Source organism: Agromyces sp. H66, from assembly GCF_004959775.1.
In the GTDB taxonomy this organism is placed as follows: domain Bacteria; phylum Actinomycetota; class Actinomycetes; order Actinomycetales; family Microbacteriaceae; genus Agromyces.
In genome coordinates this window covers 117,131-137,368 of sequence record NZ_SJZG01000011.1, presented here as the reverse complement: position 1 = coordinate 137,368, position 20,238 = coordinate 117,131, and the positions used below count along the sequence as shown (strand labels likewise).

The window sequence follows — 20,238 nt, the reverse complement described above, 5'->3', positions numbered from 1 at the left end:
CACCCGCGGTGCCGGTCGCGCCCGCGGTGCCGGCCGCGCCGGCCACGTCCGTGCCGGCCCGGGTCGCGTCGACCATCCCGCTCCCGCCGTCGGCCGACGTCGCGGCCGAGCAGACCATCGTGCCGGCCGAAGACACCGTCGCAGGCCCGGCGACGCCCCCGCCGTTCGACGGCGACCACGACGGGCTGACCGTCGCGAGCATCGACCTGCACCGGCTGCGCGCCGAGCGCGCCGCCCGCGCGGGTGCGGCCCCGGAGTCCGACCCTCCCGTGGCCGGACAGGCCCCGGCCGCGCCCCTGCGCCTGCGCATGTCCGACGGGGCCTTCGAGGCGCTCGGTCACGAGATCGTGCTCGGCCGCGCCCCGAGCGTGAGCCAGGTCTCGGGTGGGCGGCTGCCGCGGCTCATCACCATCGGCGCCGGCGACCCCGACATCTCGCGCAACCACGTCCGCATCGCGGTGGAGGGCGACACGGTGGTCGTGACCGACCTGCACTCGCGCAACGGCACGCACGTCGTGCCACCGGGCAAGCCGCCCGTGAAGCTCCGCGGCGGGGAGCCGACGCCTGTGCTCGCGGGCACCGTCGTGGATCTCGGCGGCGGCTGGACCGTCCAGGTGGTTGCGGAGTGATGCGGCGCGCTCCCTCGACTCCGCCAGACCTGCCCGGATACACGCCGCTGCAATTGCTCGGCTCCGGCGGGTTCGCCGACGTGTTCCTCTACGAGCAGCGGTTGCCGCGCCGCAAGGTCGCCGTCAAGGTGCTGCTCACCGAGGAGCTCGGCCGCGACACCCGGGCGCAGTTCGTCGCCGAGGCGAATCTCATGGCGCAGCTGTCGGCGCATCCGTTCATCGTCACGATCTTCCACGCCGACGTCTCGAGCGACGGCCGGCCGTACTTCGTCATGGAGTACTGCTCGGGCCCGAGCCTGGCCGAGCAGTACAAACGGGCTCGGTTCGCGGTCGAGGACGCGCTCCGCACCGGCATCCGCCTCGCCGGCGCGGTCGCCACCGCACACGCGGCCGGCATCCTGCACCGCGACATCAAGCCGGCGAACGTGCTCACGAACGCGTACGGCTGGCCCGCGCTCACCGATTTCGGGATCTCGTCGAACCTCGAGGGCGAGCTGCCGGTGCACACCGTCACGACGCCCGGCGACGCCTCTGCGACGTCATCGGGCCAGTCGGCGGTCGGCATGAGCGTGCCCTGGTCCCCGCCCGAGATGTTCGAAGACGATCCGAAGCCCGACCAGCGCAGCGACGTGTTCTCGCTGGCCGCGACCGTGCACACGCTGCTCGCGGGGCGAACCCCGTTCGAGATCCCGGGCCGGCCCAATGGGTCGCTCGACCTGATCGGCCGCATCGAGCGCGGCGCCATCACGTCCCTCGATCGCGGCGACGTGCCACGGAGCCTGACGTCGGTGCTCGCGAAGGGCATGGCCGCCCGCCGCGACGACCGCTACCCGAGCGCCGTCGAGTTCGCACGGGCGCTGCAGCGCGTCGAGCTCGAGCTCGGCTATGCCACCACGACCATCGAGGTGCCCAACCTCGCGTCGGCCCACGAGGCCGCCGCCGACGACGACGCGGATGCCACACGCGCCCGCGCCGTGCGTTCGATCGACGCGCAGCCCGCACCGGCGGGCACGCGCGACGACGACGCCACCCGGGCGCGCACGCCGCGCACCGTGGAGGCGCAGCCGAGCGGCGCTCCCGACGCTCCCGGGCCGACCGTCGACGAGGGCACGATCCTGCGGCCCGCCGCGTCGGGCGGAATCGGGTCGGCGGCGATCGACGAGACGACCGTGCGCCCGCGCCGGCCCGCGGCATCCGCACCCGGCGTCGTGGACGCGACCCAGGTGCGCGCGCGAGCGCCGGCGCCCGCGACGCGCGAGGATCCCGCCGACGCCGCGACCACGCCGACCCGGTCGCGTCTCGGCGTCATCATCGGCGTCGCGGCCGGACTCGTCGTGGCGGGCGCGATCGGCATCGCCGTCGCGCTCTCGGGCGTCGTGCAGCCCGGTGTCGCCGAACCGACCCGGGCTCCGTCGAGCGAGGACGCGGTGATCGCGGCGACCGTGCCGAGCCCGGTCGTCGAACCGGGCGTCCGGACGGACGACGGCACGAGCGTCTCGTTCGCGGTGTCGCACGAGGGAGCCCTCGACGGCGATCGGTACCGATGGCAGCGTGCCGACGGCTCGGGCTCGACGGCCATCGCCGAGGGATCGGAGATCGTCGTGGACGGGGTCGGCGCAGGGGAGCGGGTCTGCATCGACGTGCAGGTGCAGCGAGGCAGCAAGACCTCGGAGACCGTGAGGGGGTGCACGCCGTGAGGCCGCTGCGAGTGGAGTACTGCGGCGAGTGGTACACCGTCGAGGACGGCGAGCCGTTCGGCATCGGTCGGGAATCCGATCTCACGATCGACGACAACCCGTACCTGCACCGCACGTTCCTCACGCTCTCGAGCGAGTTCGGCCTGTGGTGGCTCTCCAACGTCGGCCAACTGCTGTCGGCGACGGTGTCGGATGCCACGGGCAGCGTGCAGGCCTGGCTCGCGCCGGGTGCGAAGCTGCCGCTCGTGTTCCAGACCGTGCACGTCATGTTCAGCGCCGGGTCGACGACCTACGACTTCACCGTGCACGCCGAGGAGGACTTCTACAACACCTCGCTCACCGCGAGGCCGCTCGACGGCGGCACGACCATCCTGCCGGTCACCCTCACGACGAGCCAGCGTCTGCTCGTGGTGGCGCTCGCCGAGTACGTCCTCTCGCAGCCCACCGCCGGCCGCGCCACCGTGCCGACCTCGGCCGAGGCCGCCGCCCGGCTCGGGTGGAGCATGACGACGTTCAACCGCAAGCTCGACAACGTGTGCGAGAAACTCGACAAGATCGGCGTCGACGGGCTCCGGGGCGGGCGCGGGAAGCTCGCCACCAACCGGCGCGCACGACTCGTCGAGTACGCCGTGGCGACCCGGCTCGTGAGCGTCGACGACCTCGCGCTCCTCGACGCGCAGGGCGGCGAGGCGCGCGGCGAACGCGCGTCGCCGTAGTCGCCGGCACCGTTTCCGCCGATGGGGACACGTCCCCATTTCAGGGGGGCACCGGTGCGTGTTACGGTGAGGGCCGTCCGGGTGCCGCGCGCCCGGATTTCCGACGCATTCGACCGACGGAATTTCCCAGGGGAGTTGAGAGTGGGCACCTTCACGTCCCGGCTCCGCGCGCGCAGGTCGGTGGCCTCTACGGTCGCGCTCGCCATCGCCGTGGGCGTGCCCGTGACGATCGCGGCCTTCCACCAGGGCTTTCCGGTCACCGATCCCGACCTGCACGTGCGCGACGTCTGGGTGACCAATGGGCAGGACCTCCTCGCCGGTCGCCTCAATCGCCAGATCGAGGAGCTCGACGCCGCGGTGGCGACCGCGTCCAACGACATCGACGTGCTCCAGCACGGCGACGACGTGTTCCTGCTCGACGCGAGCGCCGGCTCCCTCGAGCGGGTCGACCCCGCATTCACCTCGCTCACCCAGCGCATCGACGTGCCGCTCGGTTCGCAGGTCGCCTACGGCGGCGAGGTGCTGGCCATCCTCTCGCCGGCGGGCGAGCTGTGGACGACACCCGCCGGCGGCGCCCTCGCGTTCGACGCCCATGGCACCGAACCGATCGTCGAGCTCGGCGCCGACGCGCGCGTGGCGGTGAGCGACCGGGGAACGGTGTTCGCGACCTCCGCGAAACGCGACGAGCTCGTGCGCGTCGACGCAGGCGGTGGCGAACCCTCGGTGTCGGAGCTGCAGAAGCTCGGCGCCCACCAGCTCGCGGCGGTCGGCGAGACGGCCGTGGTGTTCGACGAGGATCGCGGCGTCGTGATGTTCGAGGGTCGTACCGCCGAACTGCCCGAGGCCGGCCTGCGCCTGCAGCAGTCGAGTGCGGAGCACGGCATCGCATACGTGGCCGGGGCAGCCGCGCTCATGGCCGTGCCGCTCGACGGCGGCGACGTGCGCGTCATCGAGGGCGCCGCGGATGCCGCACCCGCACGCTCCGCCGACGAGCTCGCCGCTCCCGTCTGGGTCGACGGCTGCGCGCATGCGGCGTGGGCGGCGTCCGCCACGTATCTCGCGGCATGCGACGACCGCGAGCCCGCCTCGCGGTCGATCGAGCAGCCCACCGCCGGATCCCGGCTCGAGTTCCGGGTGAACCGCGACGTCGTCGTGCTCAACGACCTCACGAACGGCAACGCGTGGCTCGTCGACTCCGACCTGCGCCTCGTCGACAACTGGGAGGAGGTCACCCCGCCCGAGGAGACCGACGAGCTCGAGGGCGACGAGAAGAGCGCCCAGCAGACGTTCGAGGACACCCTCGCCGAGCGCACCGACCAGAACCGTCCGCCTCTCGCGCGCGACGACGAGCACGGTGTCCGGCCAGGGCGCACGACGGTGCTCGAGGTGCTCGAGAACGACACCGATCCCGACGGCGACGTGCTCACCGTGGCCGGCACGAGCGAGGTCGCCGAGTCGCAGGGTCGGCTCGAGTTCATCGACGGCGGCCGCGCCCTGCAGTTCACGCCCGCCGAGGGGGCCGCCGGCACGGTCTCCTTCCGGTACACGGTCGACGACGGCCGCAGGGGCGTGTCCGAGGCATCCGTGAACGTGCGCATCGTGCCCGAGCCCGAGAACACCGCGCCGACGTCGATGCGTTCCGGCGCCGTGAGCGTCGAACAGGGCCAGCAGATCTCCTACAACGTGCTCGCCGACTGGCGCGACCCCGACGGCGACGACGTGTTCCTGGTGAACGCCTCGCCCACGAGCGGCGACTCGGTGCGGTTCGCACCCGACGGCTACGTCACGTTCGACCACACCACGGGCGAGCTCGGCCTCAAGGAGGTCGCGTTCACCGTGTCCGACGGGCAGGCGACCGCCACGGGAAGCCTCACGGTCGACGTGAAGCAGGCCGGAAGCCTGAACCCCGTCGGCACGCCCGACTTCGCGCGGGTCTTCGCCGGGGAGACCGTGCTGATCGAGCCGCTCGAGAACGACCTGAGTCCATCGGGTGCCCCGCTCGCGATGCTCGGCGTCGACCAGGTGCCCGAGGGGGCGATGGTCGCACCGAATCCCGAGCGCGGCACCGTCGCGTTCTCGGCCGGCGCCGCAGGCGAGTACATCTTCCTCTACAACCTCGGCGCGGACGCCGCCGTGAGCGTCGGCCTGGTGCGGGTGCAGGTCGTCGATCCGCCGGCCGAGGCGCCGCCCCCCATCGCCGTCAAGGACACCGCCTACCTGCGGCCGGGGGAGCCGACGTCCGTCGCGGTGCTCGCGAACGACGTGTCGCCGTCGGGCCGCGTGCTCGCCGTGCAATCCGCCGACGACACCGCGACCGACGAGCTCGTGTCCGTGGAGATCCTCACGAACACGGTGGCGCGCGTCACCGCCTCCGAGGCGCTCGACCGCCAGCTGCAGTTCAGCTACACGATCTCCGACGGCATGAACACCGCGACGGCGACGGTGACCGTCGTTCCCGTGCCCCCGCTCGTGAAGCACCAGCCGCCCGTCGCCGTCGATGACGTCGTGAACGTCCGTGCCGGCGACATCGTCACGGTCCCGGTGCTGGCGAACGACCACCACCCCGACGGCACGGCGCTGCACGTGCTGCCCGAGCTGGCCGAGGTCACCGCCGACGACGGCCTGGCGTTCGTCGACGGCGATCGCGTGCGCTTCCAGGCACCCGACGAACCCGGAACCCACACCGTCGTGTACACGATCGGCGACGACTACGGCCAGACGGCCCGCGCCCGGGTCGCCTTCACGGTGATCGCGAAGGATGCGGGGGAGAACCGGGCTCCGCTGCCGACGCCGCTCACCTCGCGCACCTTCGCCGGCTCCGCGGTGTCGGTCGACATCCCACTCGACGGCTTGGACCCCGACGGCGACTCGGTCGTGTTGACGGGCATCGCCACGGCGCCGAACCTGGGGCGCATCGTCGAGCGCACGAGTACGACCGTGACGTACGAGGCGTTCGCGGGTTCGACGGGAACCGACAGCTTCAGCTACGAACTGCAGGACGCGTTCGGGGCGACCGCCACCGGCGTGATCCGGATCGGCGTGATCCCCCGCCCCGCCGTCGCGCTGCCGCCGAACGCGGTCGATGACGCGATGGAGATGAAGCCGGGTCGCACCGCATCGGTGGAGGTGCTCCTCAACGACTCCGACCCGAGCGGCTACAGCCTGAAGGTCGTGGACCTGCCCGATGTCGACGACGGCATCGAGGCGGAGATCCGCGACCGGCGACGGGTCGTGGTGACCGCTCCCGACGAGGAGGGCGCATTCACCGTCCGTTACGAGATCTCCAACGGCCGCGGCGGCGCCGACACCGCATTCCTGCAGATCGCCGTGCGCGAGGACGCCGACGTGCTCCCGCCGACCGCGGAGGACCAGGTGATCGAGCCCGAGGACGTCCTCGACGTCGACTCGGTGACCGTGCGGCCCCTCGACGACGCCACGAACCCCGGGGGACTCGTCGACGACCTCACCGTGACGCTGGCGGGCCCGAACGCCGGGCGCGCCGAGGTGCTGCCGGGCGGTGACATCGAGGTGAAGCCCGGCAGGGAGCGGTACGCCGTCGCCTATCGGCTCACGAACGAGATCGACGAGCTGCACGCCACGGCGTTCGTCATCGTGCCGCCCTCATCGTCGCCCGAGATCGAGGAGGAGGCGCCCGTCGTGCCGGCACCGTACCTCGCCGACCTCGACCCCGTCATCGTGCCGATGAACGGCCGCATCAGCTGGGACGTGGCCGATCTCGTGATCGTGCCGTCGGGCAGGCCGGCGCTCGTGCTGTCGGCGGTCGGATCCGACTCCCGTGAGTCGTCCTACGTCGACGGCACCACCCTGCAGTACGTGCCCGCGCAGGACTACCGCGGCGCGGCCGCGGTCACGTTCGAGGTCACCGACGGCGCGAGTGCCGACGATCCCGAGGGCCGGAAGGCGCTGCTGACACTGCCGGTCACGGTGGGCGATCCGAACTTCGAGGACACGCCGCCGACGTTCACCCCACGGGCGGAGACGATCGAGGCCGGGGAGACGGCCCTCGAGATCGACCTGCGATCCTCGAGCGATCACCCGAATCCCGACCTCATCGCCCAGTTCGGGTACGGGAACCTCGCCGGCGCCACCGCCGACATCCAGGCCTCGATCGATGGCGGCGTGCTCCGCATGTCCGCGCCCCTGGGCGTGCTGCCGGGCGCATCGACCCGTCTCACGTTCGACGTGTCGTTCAGGGAGTTCACGGTGCCCGGTTACGTCGACGTCAAGGTGGTGTCGTCGACCCGCGCGAAACCGCAGGCGGTCGACGACGGGCCCGTGTACCTGACCCGGAGCGACTCGGCCGACGTCGACGTGCTCGCCAACGACTTCAACCCGTTCCCCGAAGAGGCCCTGCGGGTCATCGGCGCGGAGCTCGATCAGCTCGACGTGGGCTCCAGCGCCTCGGTGAGCTTCACCGCGACCGGCATCACGGTGCGCACGGGTGCGTCGTTCACGGGTGAGCTCAGCATCATCTACCGCATCCAGGACGCGACCAGGGACCCCGCCCGTGAGACGCAGGGGCGCGTGACCGTGATCGTGCGCGACCGCCCCGACCAGCCGAAGGCCCCCACCGCCACGGCCGGCGACGGATATGCGGACGTCACCTGGCAGGCGCCGGCGCCGAACAACGCACCCATCACCGAGTACCTCGTCAGCTACGGCACGCGCACCGACAGCTTCCCGGCGAGTGCGGCCGGCCTCACGCAGCGCATCAACGGACTCACGAACGGAACGGCCTACACGTTCACCGTTCGCGCGGTCAACGAGATCGGCACGTCGGAACCGTCGGCCGGTACCACCGTGACGCCGTACGGCACGCCGACGGCGCCCCGGAACGTGCAGATCACCTCGTCCGGAGACGCTCCCGCCGACCTGACGATGACCTGGGGCACGCCCGACTCGACGGGCGGCGGGTCGGTGAGATACCAGTGGCGGCTCAACGGCGGCGCCTGGAACGAGACGAGCAGCCGCTCGGCGAGCGTGAACAACCGCAGCGCCGGCACGTACACGGTCGACGTGCGGGCCATCAACAACGGCAGCGGCAACATCGGCCCCGCGGCATCCGACACCGTCGGCGTCAGCAACCCGCCGCCGCCCCAGCCGTCGGTGACGCTCAGCAAGGGCAACATCGGCAATGTCGGCAACACCGAGCAGTACTACTACCGCGTGCGCGTGGCCGACTTCCCGAACGGCACCCACACCTTGCGGGCGTACTGCAACAACGCCTACTTCCGCACCTCGAGCATCAGCGTCAGCGGCGGCTCGGGCAGCTTCGACAGCCAGAACACGGGGGGCTTCTACTGCGGGTACCCCGGTGTCTGGGTGGAGATCGATGCGGGTGGCAAGACCTACCGGAGCACCACGCAGGACTGGTCGCGATGAGCTTCGGGAATCACCGTCGGGCCGGGCTCGAGTCCCCATCCGGGGGACGCGCGGCGCGTGTTAGCGTGGGTCGCGCTGCCCGGGCGATGCCGCGCATCCCGTGGGCGCCGGCGCCGAGCATCCACGAGCGCACCGGGGGCAGCCGGTACACGCTGCCCGAGACAGAGGGAGTCCGAACGTGTCCGTGACGCAAGAGCAGGCCCTGTGGTTCCAGGATGCCTTCAGCAAGCTCGTCGACAACATCGACCAGGCGATCCTCGGCAAGCGCGAGGTCATCGAGCTGGTGCTGACTGCGCTGCTCTCCGACGGCCACGTGCTCCTCGAGGACTTCCCGGGCACGGGCAAGACCGTGCTCGCGAAGTCGCTCGCGAACACGCTCGACGGCACGAACTCGCGCATCCAGTTCACGCCCGACCTGCTGCCGTCGGATGTCACGGGCGTGACGATCTACGACCAGGGCAAGGGCCGCTTCGAGTTCCACCGCGGCCCGATCTTCGCGTCGATCGTGCTCGCCGACGAGATCAACCGGGCCAGCCCGAAGACGCAGTCGGCGCTCCTCGAGGTCATGGAGGAGGGCAAGGTCACGGTCGACGGCGTGAGCTACGACGTCGGCTCGCCGTTCATGGTCATCGCGACGCAGAACCCCGTGGAGCAGGCCGGCACGTACTCGCTGCCCGAGGCGCAGCTCGACCGCTTCCTCATCAAGACGTCGCTCGGCTACCCCGATCACGACACGGCCGTCACGCTGCTGCTCGACTCGGCGAACCGCGCTCGTGCGTCGAAGGTCGCGCCGATCATCGCCGCGAGCTCGGTCACCACGATGTCGCAGCTCGCGTCGGAGGTGTTCGTGGATGCCTCCGTGCTGTCGTACCTGAACGAGATCGTGTCGGCCACGCGCGAGCACCAGGATTCCGCCCTCGGCGTCAGCATGCGCGGCGCGCTCGCGCTCGCGCGCACGGCCAAGACGTGGGCGATCGCGCACGGTCGCACCTACGTGACGCCCGACGACGTACGGGAGCTCGCCGTGCCCGTGCTCGCGCACCGCATCATCGTCGATCCCGAGTCGGAGTTCGCCGGCACCACCGCCCAGGACATCGTCGAGCGCGTGCTCGTCGAGGTCGCGCCGCCCGCGTACCGGGCGGCATGAGCGAGCCGGACCGGGTCGGATCGCCGCCCTCGCAGGCGCGTATCGCGCTGCGGACCGCCGGGCGGTCGCTCGCGGCATCCGCACGCGCCCTCGGCCGCGTCGCCGGCGCGCCGGGCCGAGCCCTGGCGCACCGCGCGCGCCCCGTGACGCGCGTGGTGTCGACGACCGGACGGCTCGTGGCGGGTGCGGGCGTCGCGTCGCTCGCGACTGCATGGGCGTTCGGCTGGGCGGAGTTCGTGTTCCTCGGCGTCACGCTGCTCGCCGCGCTCGTCGTGTCGGTCCCCTTCGTGTTCGGCCGCATGCACTTCCGCGTCGCCGTGGAACTGCAGCCGTCGCGCGTCGTGGCGGGGGAGCGCGCGCTGGGGCGCCTCCTCGTCGGCAACGCGGGGGGCGGGTCCACGACGCCGTCGCGGCTTGAACTGCCCGTCGGGGCCGGACTCGCCGAGTTCGTCGTTCCCGCCCTGCCGCCCGGCGGCGAGCACGAGGAGCTCTTCGCGGTGCCCACGAACCGCCGGGCCGTCATCGTCGCCGGTCCCGCCGAGTCGGTGCGCGGCGATCAGCTCGGCCTGCTCCGGCGAACCGTGCGCTGGACCGATCCGGTCGAGCTGTTCGTGCACCCCGTGACGGCGCGGCTCCGACCCTCGGCGGCCGGGCTCGTGCGCGACCTCGAGGGCGAGATCACGAAGACGATCACGAACAGCGACATCTCCTTCCACGCACTGCGCGCATACGAGCCGGGCGATGCCCTGCGCAACGTGCACTGGCGCACGTCCGCCCGCACCGGGCAGCTCATGGTGCGCCAGTACGAGGAGACGCGCCGTTCGCAGCTCATCCTCGTCCAGCCGACCGAGTCGGAGCACTACGCCTCTGAGGAGGAGTTCGAGCTCGCCGTCTCGGTGCTGGCGTCGATCGGCGTGCAGGTGATCCGCGACGCGACCCGCCTCGCGGTGGTCACCGACGGGCTGCGGCTGCGCACCGCGACTCCCACCGCACTCCTCGACGACAGTTCGCGCATCGAGCCCACCCGGGGCGCTTACACCACGGTGCGCGACTTCGTGCGGGACGTCACGAAGCGGCTGCCCGCACCGAGCGTCGTCATCGCGGTCGCGGGGTCGCGGCTCCCGGTCGCCGACCTGCGGACCGTCGAGACCCTCTTCGGAGCCGACACCCGAACGGTCGCGTTCCGCGTGGAGCTCGGCGCCGCCTCCCGCATCACGCGCGTCGGCGACACCACCGTCGTGACCGTCGGCGAACTGTCCGAGCTGCCGCGCCTCGTGCGGCGGGTGCGACCGTGAGCCGTCTCTCCCGGGCGGCCGTGGTCGACGTCCTCGTCCTGGGCCTGCTCTCGCTCCTCGGGGTCGCGGGCTACACGACGGCGTTCGGAGGCCTCGGCTTCCTCGTCGCCGCGGTGGCGGGCCTCCTGGTCGGCACGCTCGCCGCCGTGGCCGGTGCGGCCTGGCGGCTCGGCGTCGTGCCGACGGTGCTCCTCGCGATGGCGGCGTACTTCCTCGTCGGCGTGCCGATGACGATGCCCGACCACGCGCTCTTCGGCGTGCTGCCTTCGCTCGACGGCCTCGCCGGGCTCGCCGTCGCTCCGGTCTACGGCTGGGCCGACATCGTCACGATCGGCACGCCGGTCGAGGCGCCGTTCTACGTGGCGGTGGTGCCGTACTTCGCGGCCTGGCTCGTCGCGCTCGTCGGCACGCTGCTGGCCACGCGCTGGCTGCCGCGGCGCCGCACGGTGCTCCGCTCGAGCGTGCTGCTGGTGGGACCCGTCGCGCTGTACCTGTCGGGCATCCTCCTCGGCACCGACGAGGCGTTCCTGGCGGGCATCCGCGGCGTCGCGTTCGCGGTGGTCGCGCTCGTCTGGGTCGCCTGGCGGCGCGGCACCGGCATCGAGGGCGGCGGCGACGGCGTGGCCCGATTGCGGCGGCAGAAGGTGGCGGGCACCGCGACCGTGGTCGCGGCGGCGGTCGTGATCGGCGCCGTCGCCGGCATCGCGGTGGCGCCGGTCACGCCGGGCCGGTTCGTGCTCCGCGACGAGGTGGTGCCGCCCTTCGACCCGATGGAGTTCCCGAGCCCGCTCTCGGGATTCCGCAACTACACGAAGGATCTCGCCGAGACCCCGCTGTTCGAGGTGCGCGGCCTCGAGCCGGGCGATGTCATCCGGCTCGCCGCCATGGACGCCTACACCGGCCGGCTCTGGAACGTCGCAGGCCCCGACGAGGTCGGTCCCGACGGGGGCGGCTACGGAATCGTCGGCGAGGGACTGCCCGAACCGCCGCTCGCAACCTTGGGCAGCTCGCGCCGGGTCGAGTTCGACGTGTCGGGCTACGACGACGTGTGGCTGCCGACGGTCGGCTACGGAGAAGCCCTGCGTCTCGAGGACGCCGCGTCCGACCGGCGGGCCGGCGACCTGCGCTACAACCCGGCGGCCGGCACCGCGGTGCTCACGAGCGGCCTTGCCGAGGGTGCGAGGTTCGAGCTCGACGCCCGTCTCCAGGTCGAGCCCGAGACCGATGAGCTCATCGACCGGCCGGTCGCCAACCTCGCGATGCCGGCCGTCGAGAACGTGCCCGACGTCGTCGCGGCGAAGGCCGACGAGTACGTCGGCGAGGCGGCGAGCCCGATCGAGCAGCTTCGAGCCATCGAGACGGCGCTGAAGACCAACGGCTTCCTGAGCCACGGCCTCGCATCCGATACCGTGCCGTCGCGCGCGGGGCACGGTGCCGACCGCATCATCGAGCTGTTCACGCGCACGCAGATGGTCGGCGACGAGGAGCAGTACGCCTCGGCCATGGCGCTCATGGCCCGGCACCTCGGATATCCGGCCCGGGTGGTCATGGGCTTCGCCCCCGACATCGGTGACGACGATGCGGCGGTGGAGGTGCAGGGCCGCGACGTCACCGCATGGGTGGAGGTGCCGTTCGACGGCGTCGGATGGGTGGCGTTCCGCCCGACCCCCGACCAGGTCGACGTGCCGCAGGAGCAGACGCCCAAGCCGAAGTCGGAGCCGCAGCCGCAGGTGCGCCAGCCTCCGCGCGCCGAGAAGGACGAGGAGCAGCTCCTCACGAGCGTCGAGATCGACGACTCCGACGACGACCGCGACCGTCCCTTCGTCGTGCCGGCCTGGGTCTGGGTGACGCTCGCCGCGGTCGGCATCCCGGCGCTCGCGCTCGTCGTCCCCCTGCTCGTGGCCGCGATCATGAAGGCGTCGCGGCGCCGACGCAGGCGGCGAGGCGGCCCGAACGACCGACGGGCGGCCGGCGCGTGGGAGGAGCTCGTCGATCGGTACGCCGAGCTCGGGCTCGAGCCGCCGGGTCAGGGCTCGCGGTTGCAGTCGGCACGCACGCTCGAGCGTCAGCTCGCCGAGCAGGGACTCGCTCCCATGGCGTCGCCCGGCGCCTCGGAGATCACCTCGTCGCCGCTCCGTCTCGCCGGCCTCGCCGCGACGATCGACCGCGACGTGTTCGGCGGCGGCGCGGTGAGCGACGCCGTGGTCGCCGACCGCTGGGAGGCATCGGATGCCGCGGTCGCCGCCGCCGCCCTCGCCGCGGGCCGACTGCGCCGCCTCGTGAGCCGGTACCGGGTGCGCCGACGTCGCTAGAGTGGTCGCGTGGTCGCACCGGAGTTCATCGAGCCGCCGCCCGGGCTCATCCCGGCGGCGGAGCCGGGCGACGCGCCCGAACGCACCGTGCAGGCCGCCCCGCGGCGCGGGCTGCCCGCGTTCAGTCCGCCGCCCGGCATCGTGCCGCCGGCCGGTGCTCCGCGCGCGGTCGTCCCGACGAACCCCGAGGAACGGGTCGAGGCGCCGGGGCCGAGCCCGGGGGAGGGGGCCTGGCGGCTTCGGGCGCCAGGCGGGATCGAGGTGCTCCTCGTGCGCCCGGTGGTGCTCGGCCGCGACCCCGTGCCCGATCCGGCCCGACCCGGAGCGGCCGTGATCGCGCTCGACGACCCCGCGAGATCGGTGTCCAAGACGCACGCGCGCATCGAGGCCGTCCACGGCCGGGTGCAGGTCACCGATCTCTCCTCGACGAACGGCACGCGCCTGCTCACGCCCGACGGTGAGGCGCTCGAGCTCGAGCCCGGCCGTCCCGCCGAGGCGCCGAGCGGGGCGACCGTGCTGCTCGGCGAGTTCGCCGTGCGGCTGGATCGGGTGCCGCTCGACACGGTGTAGCCTGAGATGGTGCGCGCTCCACGACTTCTTCTTCTGTGCCGCGGCGGGGCCTCCTCCTAGGCCGATCCCCGTCGCGGAGTCCGTCGTCGGCTGACCACAGATTCTGAGGAAGCGAACGTTGAACGCAGTACCCACACCGGAAACCCGACCCCGCACCCTGGCCGAGAAGGTCTGGGACGCCCATCTCGTGAAGAAGGGCGACGCCGGCACCCCCGACCTCATCTACATCGACCTGCACCTCGTGCACGAGGTCACGAGCCCGCAGGCCTTCGACGGTCTCCGCATGGCCGGGCGTCCGGTGCGCCGGCCAGACCTCACGATCGCGACGGAAGACCACAACACGCCGACCCTCGCCATCGACCGTCCCATCGCCGACCCGACGAGCCGCACCCAGATCGAGACGCTGCGCCGCAACGCCGCGGAGTTCGGCATCCGGCTGCATTCGCTCGGCGACGTCGAGCAGGGCATCGTGCACGTGGTCGGCCCGCAGCTGGGTCTCACCCAGCCCGGCATCACGGTCGTCTGCGGCGACTCGCACACGTCGACGCACGGCGCGTTCGGCGCCATGGCGTTCGGCATCGGCACGAGCGAGGTCGAGCACGTCCTCGCCACGCAGACCCTGCCGTTGAAGCCGTTCAAGACGATGGCGATCAACGTCGAGGGCAAGCTCCGCCCCGGCGTCACCGCGAAGGACATCATCCTCGCCGTCATCGCGAAGATCGGCACGGGCGGCGGACAGGGCTACGTGCTCGAGTACCGCGGCAGCGCCATCCGCTCGCTGTCGATGGACGGCCGCATGACGATCTGCAACATGTCGATCGAGGCGGGCGCACGGGCCGGCATGGTCGCGCCCGACGAGACCACGTTCGCGTATCTCGAAGGCCGCGCGCACGCACCGCAGGGCGCCGACTGGGACGCCGCCGTCGAGTACTGGAAGACGCTGCCCACCGACGACGGCGCAGAGTTCGACGCCGAGGTGTTCATCGATGCCGACGCGCTCGAGCCGTTCGTGACCTGGGGCACCAACCCCGGCCAGGGCGTCTCGCTCTCCGACGCCGTGCCCGACCCCGCGGCGATCGACGACCAGCACGAGCGCGCCGCCGCCGAGCGCGCCCTCGAGTACATGGCGCTCGAGCCCGGTACGCCGCTGAAGGAGATCAAGGTCGACGCGGTCTTCATGGGGTCGTGCACCAACAGCCGCATCGAAGACCTCCGCGCGTTCGCGTCGATCATCAAGGGCAAGAAGAAGGCCGACGGCGTTCGCGTCATGGTCGTGCCCGGTTCGGCGCGGGTGCGACTCGAGGCCGAGGCCGAGGGCCTCGACAAGGTCATCGAGGAGTTCGGCGCCGAATGGCGCTTCGCGGGCTGCTCGATGTGCCTCGGCATGAACCCCGACCAGCTGGCGCCCGGCGAGCGCTGCGCCTCGACGTCGAACCGCAACTTCGAGGGACGTCAGGGCAAGGGCGGCCGCACGCACCTCGTCTCACCGCTCGTCGCGGCGGCCACCGCGATCCGGGGCACGCTCTCGAGCCCGTGGGATCTGCAGACCGAAGGGGAGGGGCGCTGACATGCAGAAGTTCAGCACCGTCACGGGCATCGCGGTTCCGCTGCGACGCTCGAACGTCGACACCGACCAGATCATCCCGGCCGTGTTCCTCAAGCGGGTCACGAAGACCGGCTTCGAGGACGCCCTGTTCCACGCGTGGCGGCAGGACCCCGAGTTCATCCTGAACCGGCCCGAGTACCAGGGCGCCCGCATCCTCATCGCCGGTCCCGACTTCGGCACGGGCTCGAGCCGCGAGCACGCGGTCTGGGCCCTGCGCGACTACGGCTTCGACGTCGTGATCTCGAGCAGGTTCGGCGACATCTTCCGCGGAAATTCGGGCAAGCAGGGCCTGCTCGCGGCCCAGGTCGCCTACGAGGACGTCGAGCGTCTCTGGGAGGTCGTCGAGGCCGACCCGGGAATACCCGTCACGGTCGATCTGGTTGAGCGTACGGTGAGCGCGGGTGCGCTCACGGTGCCGTTCGACATCGACGACTACACTCGGTGGAGGCTTCTCGAAGGGCTCGACGACATCGGGCTCACCCTGCGGGACGAGGAGTCGATCGCCGAGTTCGAGACACGTCGGGAGTCTTGGCGGCCGAAGACGCTCCCCATCAGGGAGCCGGCAGAATCAGGGAGTCTGTGAACACACTCGGGCAGGATGCCAAGAACCACGGTACGGCGGTCGGACTGAACGTCGACAGGATCACCATCAACGGCGGCAAGCCGTTGCGCGGTCGCATCGAGCTGAAGGGCGCCAAGAACCTCGTCACGAAGGCGATGGTCGCGGCGATCCTCGGCGACACCCCGAGCGTCCTGAAGGACGTGCCGAACATCAGCGACGTCCGCATCGTGCGCGGCCTCCTCGAGGTGCACGGCGTCACGGTCACGCACGGCGTCGACGAGGGCGAGCTCATCCTCGACCCGTCGGCCGTCGAGACGGCGCACATGGCCGACATCGACGCGCACGCGGGCTCCAGCCGCATCCCGATCCTGTTCTGCGGTCCGCTGCTGCACCGGCTCGGCGAGGCGTTCATCCCCGACCTGGGCGGCTGCCGCATCGGCGACCGGCCCATCGACTACCACCTCGAGGTGCTGCGCAACTTCGGCGCCATCGTCGAGAAGCTCCCGACCGGCATCCGCATGTCGGCACCCAACGGCCTGCACGGCGCGAAGGTGTCACTGCCCTACCCGAGCGTGGGTGCGACCGAGCAGGTGCTCCTCACCGCGGTGCTCGCCGACGGCATCACCGAGCTTTCGGGAGCGGCGATCGAGCCCGAGATCATGGATCTGGTCAACATCCTGCAGAAGATGGGCGCCATCATCACGGTGGACACCGACCGCGTCATCCGCATCGAGGGCGTCGAGAAGCTCAGCGGCTACACGCACCGGGCGATCTCCGACCGCAACGAGGCCGCGAGCTGGGCCGCGGCGGCGCTCGCGACCGAGGGCGACATCTTCGTCGGCGGCGCCAAGCAGGCCGACCTGCTGACGTTCCTCAACGTGTTCCGCAAGGTCGGCGGCGCCTTCGAGATCCACGACGACGGCATCCGCTTCTACCACCCCGGCGGCGAGCTCCGGCCCGTCATCATCGAGACCGACGTGCACCCCGGGTTCATGACCGACTGGCAGCAGCCGCTCGTCGTCGCCCTCACGAAGGCCAAGGGCGTCTCGATCGTGCACGAGACCGTCTACGAGCAGCGGTTCGGCTTCGTCGACGCCCTCGTCGAGATGGGCGCGTCGATCGAGGTGCACAAGGAGTGCCTCGGCGGGCGGCCCTGCCGCTTCGGCCAGCGCAACTTCAAGCACTCCGCCGTGATCTCCGGCCCGTCGCAGCTGCACGGCGCCGACATCGAGGTGCCCGACCTGCGCGGCGGCTTCAGCCACCTCATCGCGGCTCTCACGGCCGAGGGCCGCTCGACCGTGTCGAACGTGGGCATCATCGCGCGCGGGTACGAGGATTTCATCACGAAGCTCGAGCTCCTCGGGGCGGACTTCGAACTCGAAGGATAATGGGGGAGTGCCACCCGCGAACTCCTCGTCCGACGCTGCCGCGAAGCCGCGCTCGGAGACCCGCCGCCCCTCGTTCTTCTGGGTCCTCGCCGCGATCATCCTGCCGGTGATGAACCTGGCGATCCGCTTCCGGTTCCACCACCCCGAGCGGATGCCGCAGGCCGGCGCGTTCGTGCTCGCCCCGAACCACTACAGCGAGATCGACCCCGTCGTCATCGGCATGGCGAGCTGGAAGCTCGGCCGGGCGCCCAGGTTCCTCGCCAAGGCCTCGCTCTTCAAGAACCCCGTGCTCGCGTGGTTCCTGCGTACCTCCGGGCAGATCCCGGTCGAGCGTGCGGGCAGCCAGAGCCACGCCGCGCTCCGAGCGGCGGAGGAGCTCGTCGAGAAGGGCCGCATGGTCGTCGTCTATCCCGAGGGCTCGCTCACGCGCGATCCCGACCTGTGGCCGATGCGCGGCAAGACCGGCGCCGTGCGCATCGCCCTGGAGCGAGGCATCCCCATCGTGCCCATCGCGCACTGGGGCACCCAGGCGTTGCTGCCGCGCTACGGGAAGAAGCTCAGCTTCTTCCCGCGGAAGACGATCCAGGTCGCCATCGGCGAGCCCCTCGACCTCAGCGCGTACCGCGGCAAGCCGCTCGACCAGGCCACGCTCCTGAAGGCGACGGGTGAACTGATGGACGCGATCGCGGCGCTCCTCGCCGAGCTCCGCGGCGAGCCCGCGCCGGCCGAGCGCTGGGATCCCGCGGCGCACGGACAGAAGGAGACCGGTCGTCTTGAAGGGTAGGAACCAGCCCCGCAGGCCCCACGGCAAACGCGTGGCGGTGCTCGGCGCCGGCAGCTGGGGCACGACCTTCGCGAAGATCCTCGCCGACGGGGGCGCCGACGTCGTCGTCTGGGCGCGCCGCCCCGAGCTCGCGCGCGAGATCCAGGAGGCCAAGCGCAACAGCGACTACCTCGCCGGCGTGAACCTGCCGCTCAGCCTCCGGGCGACGAGCCGGCTCGACCTCGCGCTCGCGGGCGCCGAACAGGTCTACGTCTCGGTGCCGAGCCAGGCGCTGCGCGAGCACCTCAAGATCGCAGCCCCCCACCTGCACGCCGCGTCGACGGTCATCTCGCTGATGAAGGGCGTCGAGAAGTCGACCGGACTGCGCATGAGCGAGGTCATGTCCGACGTGCTGCACGTCGACGAGTCGCAGATCGCGGTCATCTCGGGCCCCAACCTCGCGCTCGAGATCGCGAAGGAGCAGCCGACCGCGGCGGTCGTCTCGTCGACGAGCCGCGAGACCGCGCAGTCCGTGGCATCCGTCGCCCGCAATCGCTACTTCCACTCCTTCGTGAACACCGACGTCATCGGCACCGAGTTCGGCGGCGTCCTGAAGAACCTCATCGCAGTCGCCATCGGTATCGTCGACGGGGCCGGATATGGCGAGAACACCAAGGCGTCGATCATCACGAGGGGCCTGGTCGAGATGACCGACTTCGCCGTCGCCTACGGCGCGCACCCCGAGACGCTCTCGGGACTCGCGGGACTCGGCGACCTCATCGCGACGTGCCAGTCGCCGCTGTCGCGGAACAACACCGCCGGGCGCCTGCTCGGCCAGGGCTACCACCTGAGCGACGTCGTGAACCAGATGCAGCAGACCACGGAGGGACTCGCGTCCGTCGGTCCCATCCTCGAACTCGCGCGGGCGAAGGGCGTCGAGATGCCCATCGTCGAGCAGGTCCGCCAGGTGCTGGCGGGCACGCTGGCCCCGAAGGACATCGCACCGCACCTCACGACCGACGACGAGCCCCAGGGCGAAAGGACGAAGGATGGACAAGCTCAGGGTGGTTCTGCTGTTCGGCGGGCGTTCAAGCGAGCACTCGATCAGCTGCGCGACGGCCGGCGGGGTGCTGGGCGCGATCGACCGTAGTCGGTTCGAGGTGATCCCCGTCGGGATCACCCGCGACGGCGCGTACGTGCTCGAGTCCGACGACTCCGACCGGTTCGCGCTCGATCCGCAGCACCTGCCCGAGGTCGTCGACAACGGAACGCGCGTGCATTGGCCCGAGAGCGCTGCCTCGCGGGCGCTGACGGTGACGGATGCCTCGGGCGAGCGTTCGCTCGGCGACGTCGACGTCGTCTTCCCGATCCTGCACGGCCGGTTCGGCGAGGACGGCACCATCCAGGGCCTGCTCGAGCTCGTCGGCCTGCCGTACGTCGGCAACGGCGTGCTCGCCTCGGCGATGGGCATGGACAAGCACGTGACGAAGACCGTGCTCGAGGGCGCCGGCATCGCGGTGGCCCCCTGGGTCACGGTGACCCGGCGGTCGTGGGAGGGCGAGCGGGAGCTCTGGGAGCGACGCGCCCGCAGCCTCGGGCTGCCGGTATTCGTGAAGCCCGCCCGCGCGGGTTCATCGGTGGGCGTCACGAAGGTCGCCGACTGGGCCGAGCTCGACGCCGCGCTCGATGTCGCATTCGCCGAGGATCGCACGGCGCTCATCGAGTCGGCGATCCACGGCCGCGAGATCGAGTGCGCCGTGCTCGAGGGCCGCGACGGTGCCCCCGCACGCGTGAGCGTGGCGGGCGAGGTGGTCGTGACGGGGCGCGAGTTCTACGACTTCGAGGCGAAGTACCTCGACGCGCCCGGCGTCGAGCTCATCTGCCCGGCCGACCTCGGCGACGGCGAGCTCTTCGAACTGCAGCGCATCGCGCGGCACGCGTTCGAGGCGATCGGCGCCGAGGGCCTCGCGCGCGTCGACGTGTTCCTCGGCGAAGAGGGCTTCGTGGTCAACGAGATCAACACCATGCCGGGCTTCACGCCCATCTCGATGTTCCCCACGTGCTGGCTGAACTCCGGCCTGAGCTACCCCGAGCTGATCACCGAGCTCATCGAGGTCGGGCACGCGCGAGGCGTGAGGTAGGCGCGCCCG

The 20,238-nt window shown here is 71.5% G+C and carries 14 protein-coding genes; all 14 read left to right on the top strand.

The genetic code is table 11. The features are described 5' to 3' along the window. On the top strand, nt 1-629 hold a 629-nt coding region (locus EZM51_RS16770; RefSeq protein WP_136709448.1), incomplete at its 5' end, for an FHA domain-containing protein. Beyond that, complete coding sequence (locus EZM51_RS16765) at nt 629-2,326, top strand: serine/threonine-protein kinase (RefSeq protein WP_136709447.1); 1,698 nt, start codon at nt 629-631, stop codon at nt 2,324-2,326. The genes EZM51_RS16770 and EZM51_RS16765, both read left to right, overlap by 1 nt. Continuing rightward, nucleotides 2,323-3,042, top strand: a complete 720-nt coding sequence (locus EZM51_RS16760; RefSeq protein ID WP_136709461.1) for a hypothetical protein — start codon at nt 2,323-2,325, stop codon at nt 3,040-3,042. The genes EZM51_RS16765 and EZM51_RS16760 overlap by 4 nt, the downstream gene beginning before the upstream one ends. 141 nt (nt 3,043-3,183) lie before the next feature. Continuing rightward, nucleotides 3,184-8,445 (top strand): Ig-like domain-containing protein, encoded by a 5,262-nt coding sequence (locus EZM51_RS16755; protein ID WP_169053953.1) that lies wholly within the window; start codon nt 3,184-3,186, stop codon nt 8,443-8,445. Nucleotides 8,446-8,623: 178 nt separating this feature from the next. Beyond that, on the top strand, nt 8,624-9,592 hold the full coding sequence (locus EZM51_RS16750) for a MoxR family ATPase (RefSeq protein WP_169053952.1): 969 nt from the start codon (nt 8,624-8,626) through the stop codon (nt 9,590-9,592). Continuing rightward, nucleotides 9,589-10,887, top strand: a complete 1,299-nt coding sequence (locus EZM51_RS16745; protein WP_136709445.1) for a DUF58 domain-containing protein — start codon at nt 9,589-9,591, stop codon at nt 10,885-10,887. The genes EZM51_RS16750 and EZM51_RS16745 overlap by 4 nt, the downstream gene beginning before the upstream one ends. Next, a complete protein-coding gene (locus EZM51_RS16740) occupies nt 10,884-13,199 on the top strand; it encodes a transglutaminase domain-containing protein (protein ID WP_136709444.1) in 2,316 nt (771 codons plus the stop codon). The genes EZM51_RS16745 and EZM51_RS16740 overlap by 4 nt, the downstream gene beginning before the upstream one ends. A gap of 9 nt (nt 13,200-13,208) precedes the next feature. After that, entirely contained in the window at nt 13,209-13,769 is a 561-nt protein-coding gene (locus tag EZM51_RS16735; RefSeq protein WP_136709443.1) for an FHA domain-containing protein, read from the top strand. 118 nt (nt 13,770-13,887) lie between these two features. Continuing rightward, nucleotides 13,888-15,336: a 3-isopropylmalate dehydratase large subunit gene (gene leuC, locus EZM51_RS16730; RefSeq protein ID WP_136709442.1), complete on the top strand. Its 1,449-nt coding sequence runs from the start codon at nt 13,888-13,890 to the stop codon at nt 15,334-15,336. 1 nt (nt 15,337) lies between these two features. Then, complete coding sequence (leuD, locus tag EZM51_RS16725; RefSeq protein WP_136709441.1) at nt 15,338-15,958, top strand: 3-isopropylmalate dehydratase small subunit; 621 nt, start codon at nt 15,338-15,340, stop codon at nt 15,956-15,958. Further along, nucleotides 15,955-17,325, top strand: a complete 1,371-nt coding sequence (gene murA, locus EZM51_RS16720) for a UDP-N-acetylglucosamine 1-carboxyvinyltransferase (RefSeq protein WP_136709440.1) — start codon at nt 15,955-15,957, stop codon at nt 17,323-17,325. The genes leuD and murA overlap by 4 nt, the downstream gene beginning before the upstream one ends. A gap of 7 nt (nt 17,326-17,332) precedes the next feature. After that, the gene (locus tag EZM51_RS16715) at nt 17,333-18,109 is read left to right on the top strand and encodes a lysophospholipid acyltransferase family protein (protein WP_248305715.1); all 777 of its coding nucleotides are present in this window, start codon (nt 17,333-17,335) and stop codon (nt 18,107-18,109) included. Further along, nucleotides 18,099-19,238, top strand: a complete 1,140-nt coding sequence (locus EZM51_RS16710; protein WP_248305714.1) for an NAD(P)H-dependent glycerol-3-phosphate dehydrogenase — start codon at nt 18,099-18,101, stop codon at nt 19,236-19,238. The genes EZM51_RS16715 and EZM51_RS16710 overlap by 11 nt, the downstream gene beginning before the upstream one ends. Further along, nucleotides 19,138-20,229: a D-alanine--D-alanine ligase family protein gene (locus EZM51_RS16705; RefSeq protein WP_136709439.1), complete on the top strand. Its 1,092-nt coding sequence runs from the start codon at nt 19,138-19,140 to the stop codon at nt 20,227-20,229. Before EZM51_RS16710 ends, EZM51_RS16705 begins: the two co-directional genes overlap by 101 nt. Nucleotides 20,230-20,238 lie beyond the last annotated feature (9 nt).

Excerpts from the sequence above, each read along its gene's own strand:
- EZM51_RS16745 (WP_136709445.1), top strand. The coding sequence starts at position 9,589 with ATGAGCGAGCCGGACCGGGTCGGATCGCCGCCCTCGCAGGCGCGTATC.
- EZM51_RS16705 (WP_136709439.1), top strand. The coding sequence starts at position 19,138 with ATGGACAAGCTCAGGGTGGTTCTGCTGTTCGGCGGGCGTTCAAGCGAG.
- EZM51_RS16765 (WP_136709447.1), top strand. The coding sequence starts at position 629 with ATGCGGCGCGCTCCCTCGACTCCGCCAGACCTGCCCGGATACACGCCG.
- leuD (WP_136709441.1), top strand. The coding sequence starts at position 15,338 with ATGCAGAAGTTCAGCACCGTCACGGGCATCGCGGTTCCGCTGCGACGC.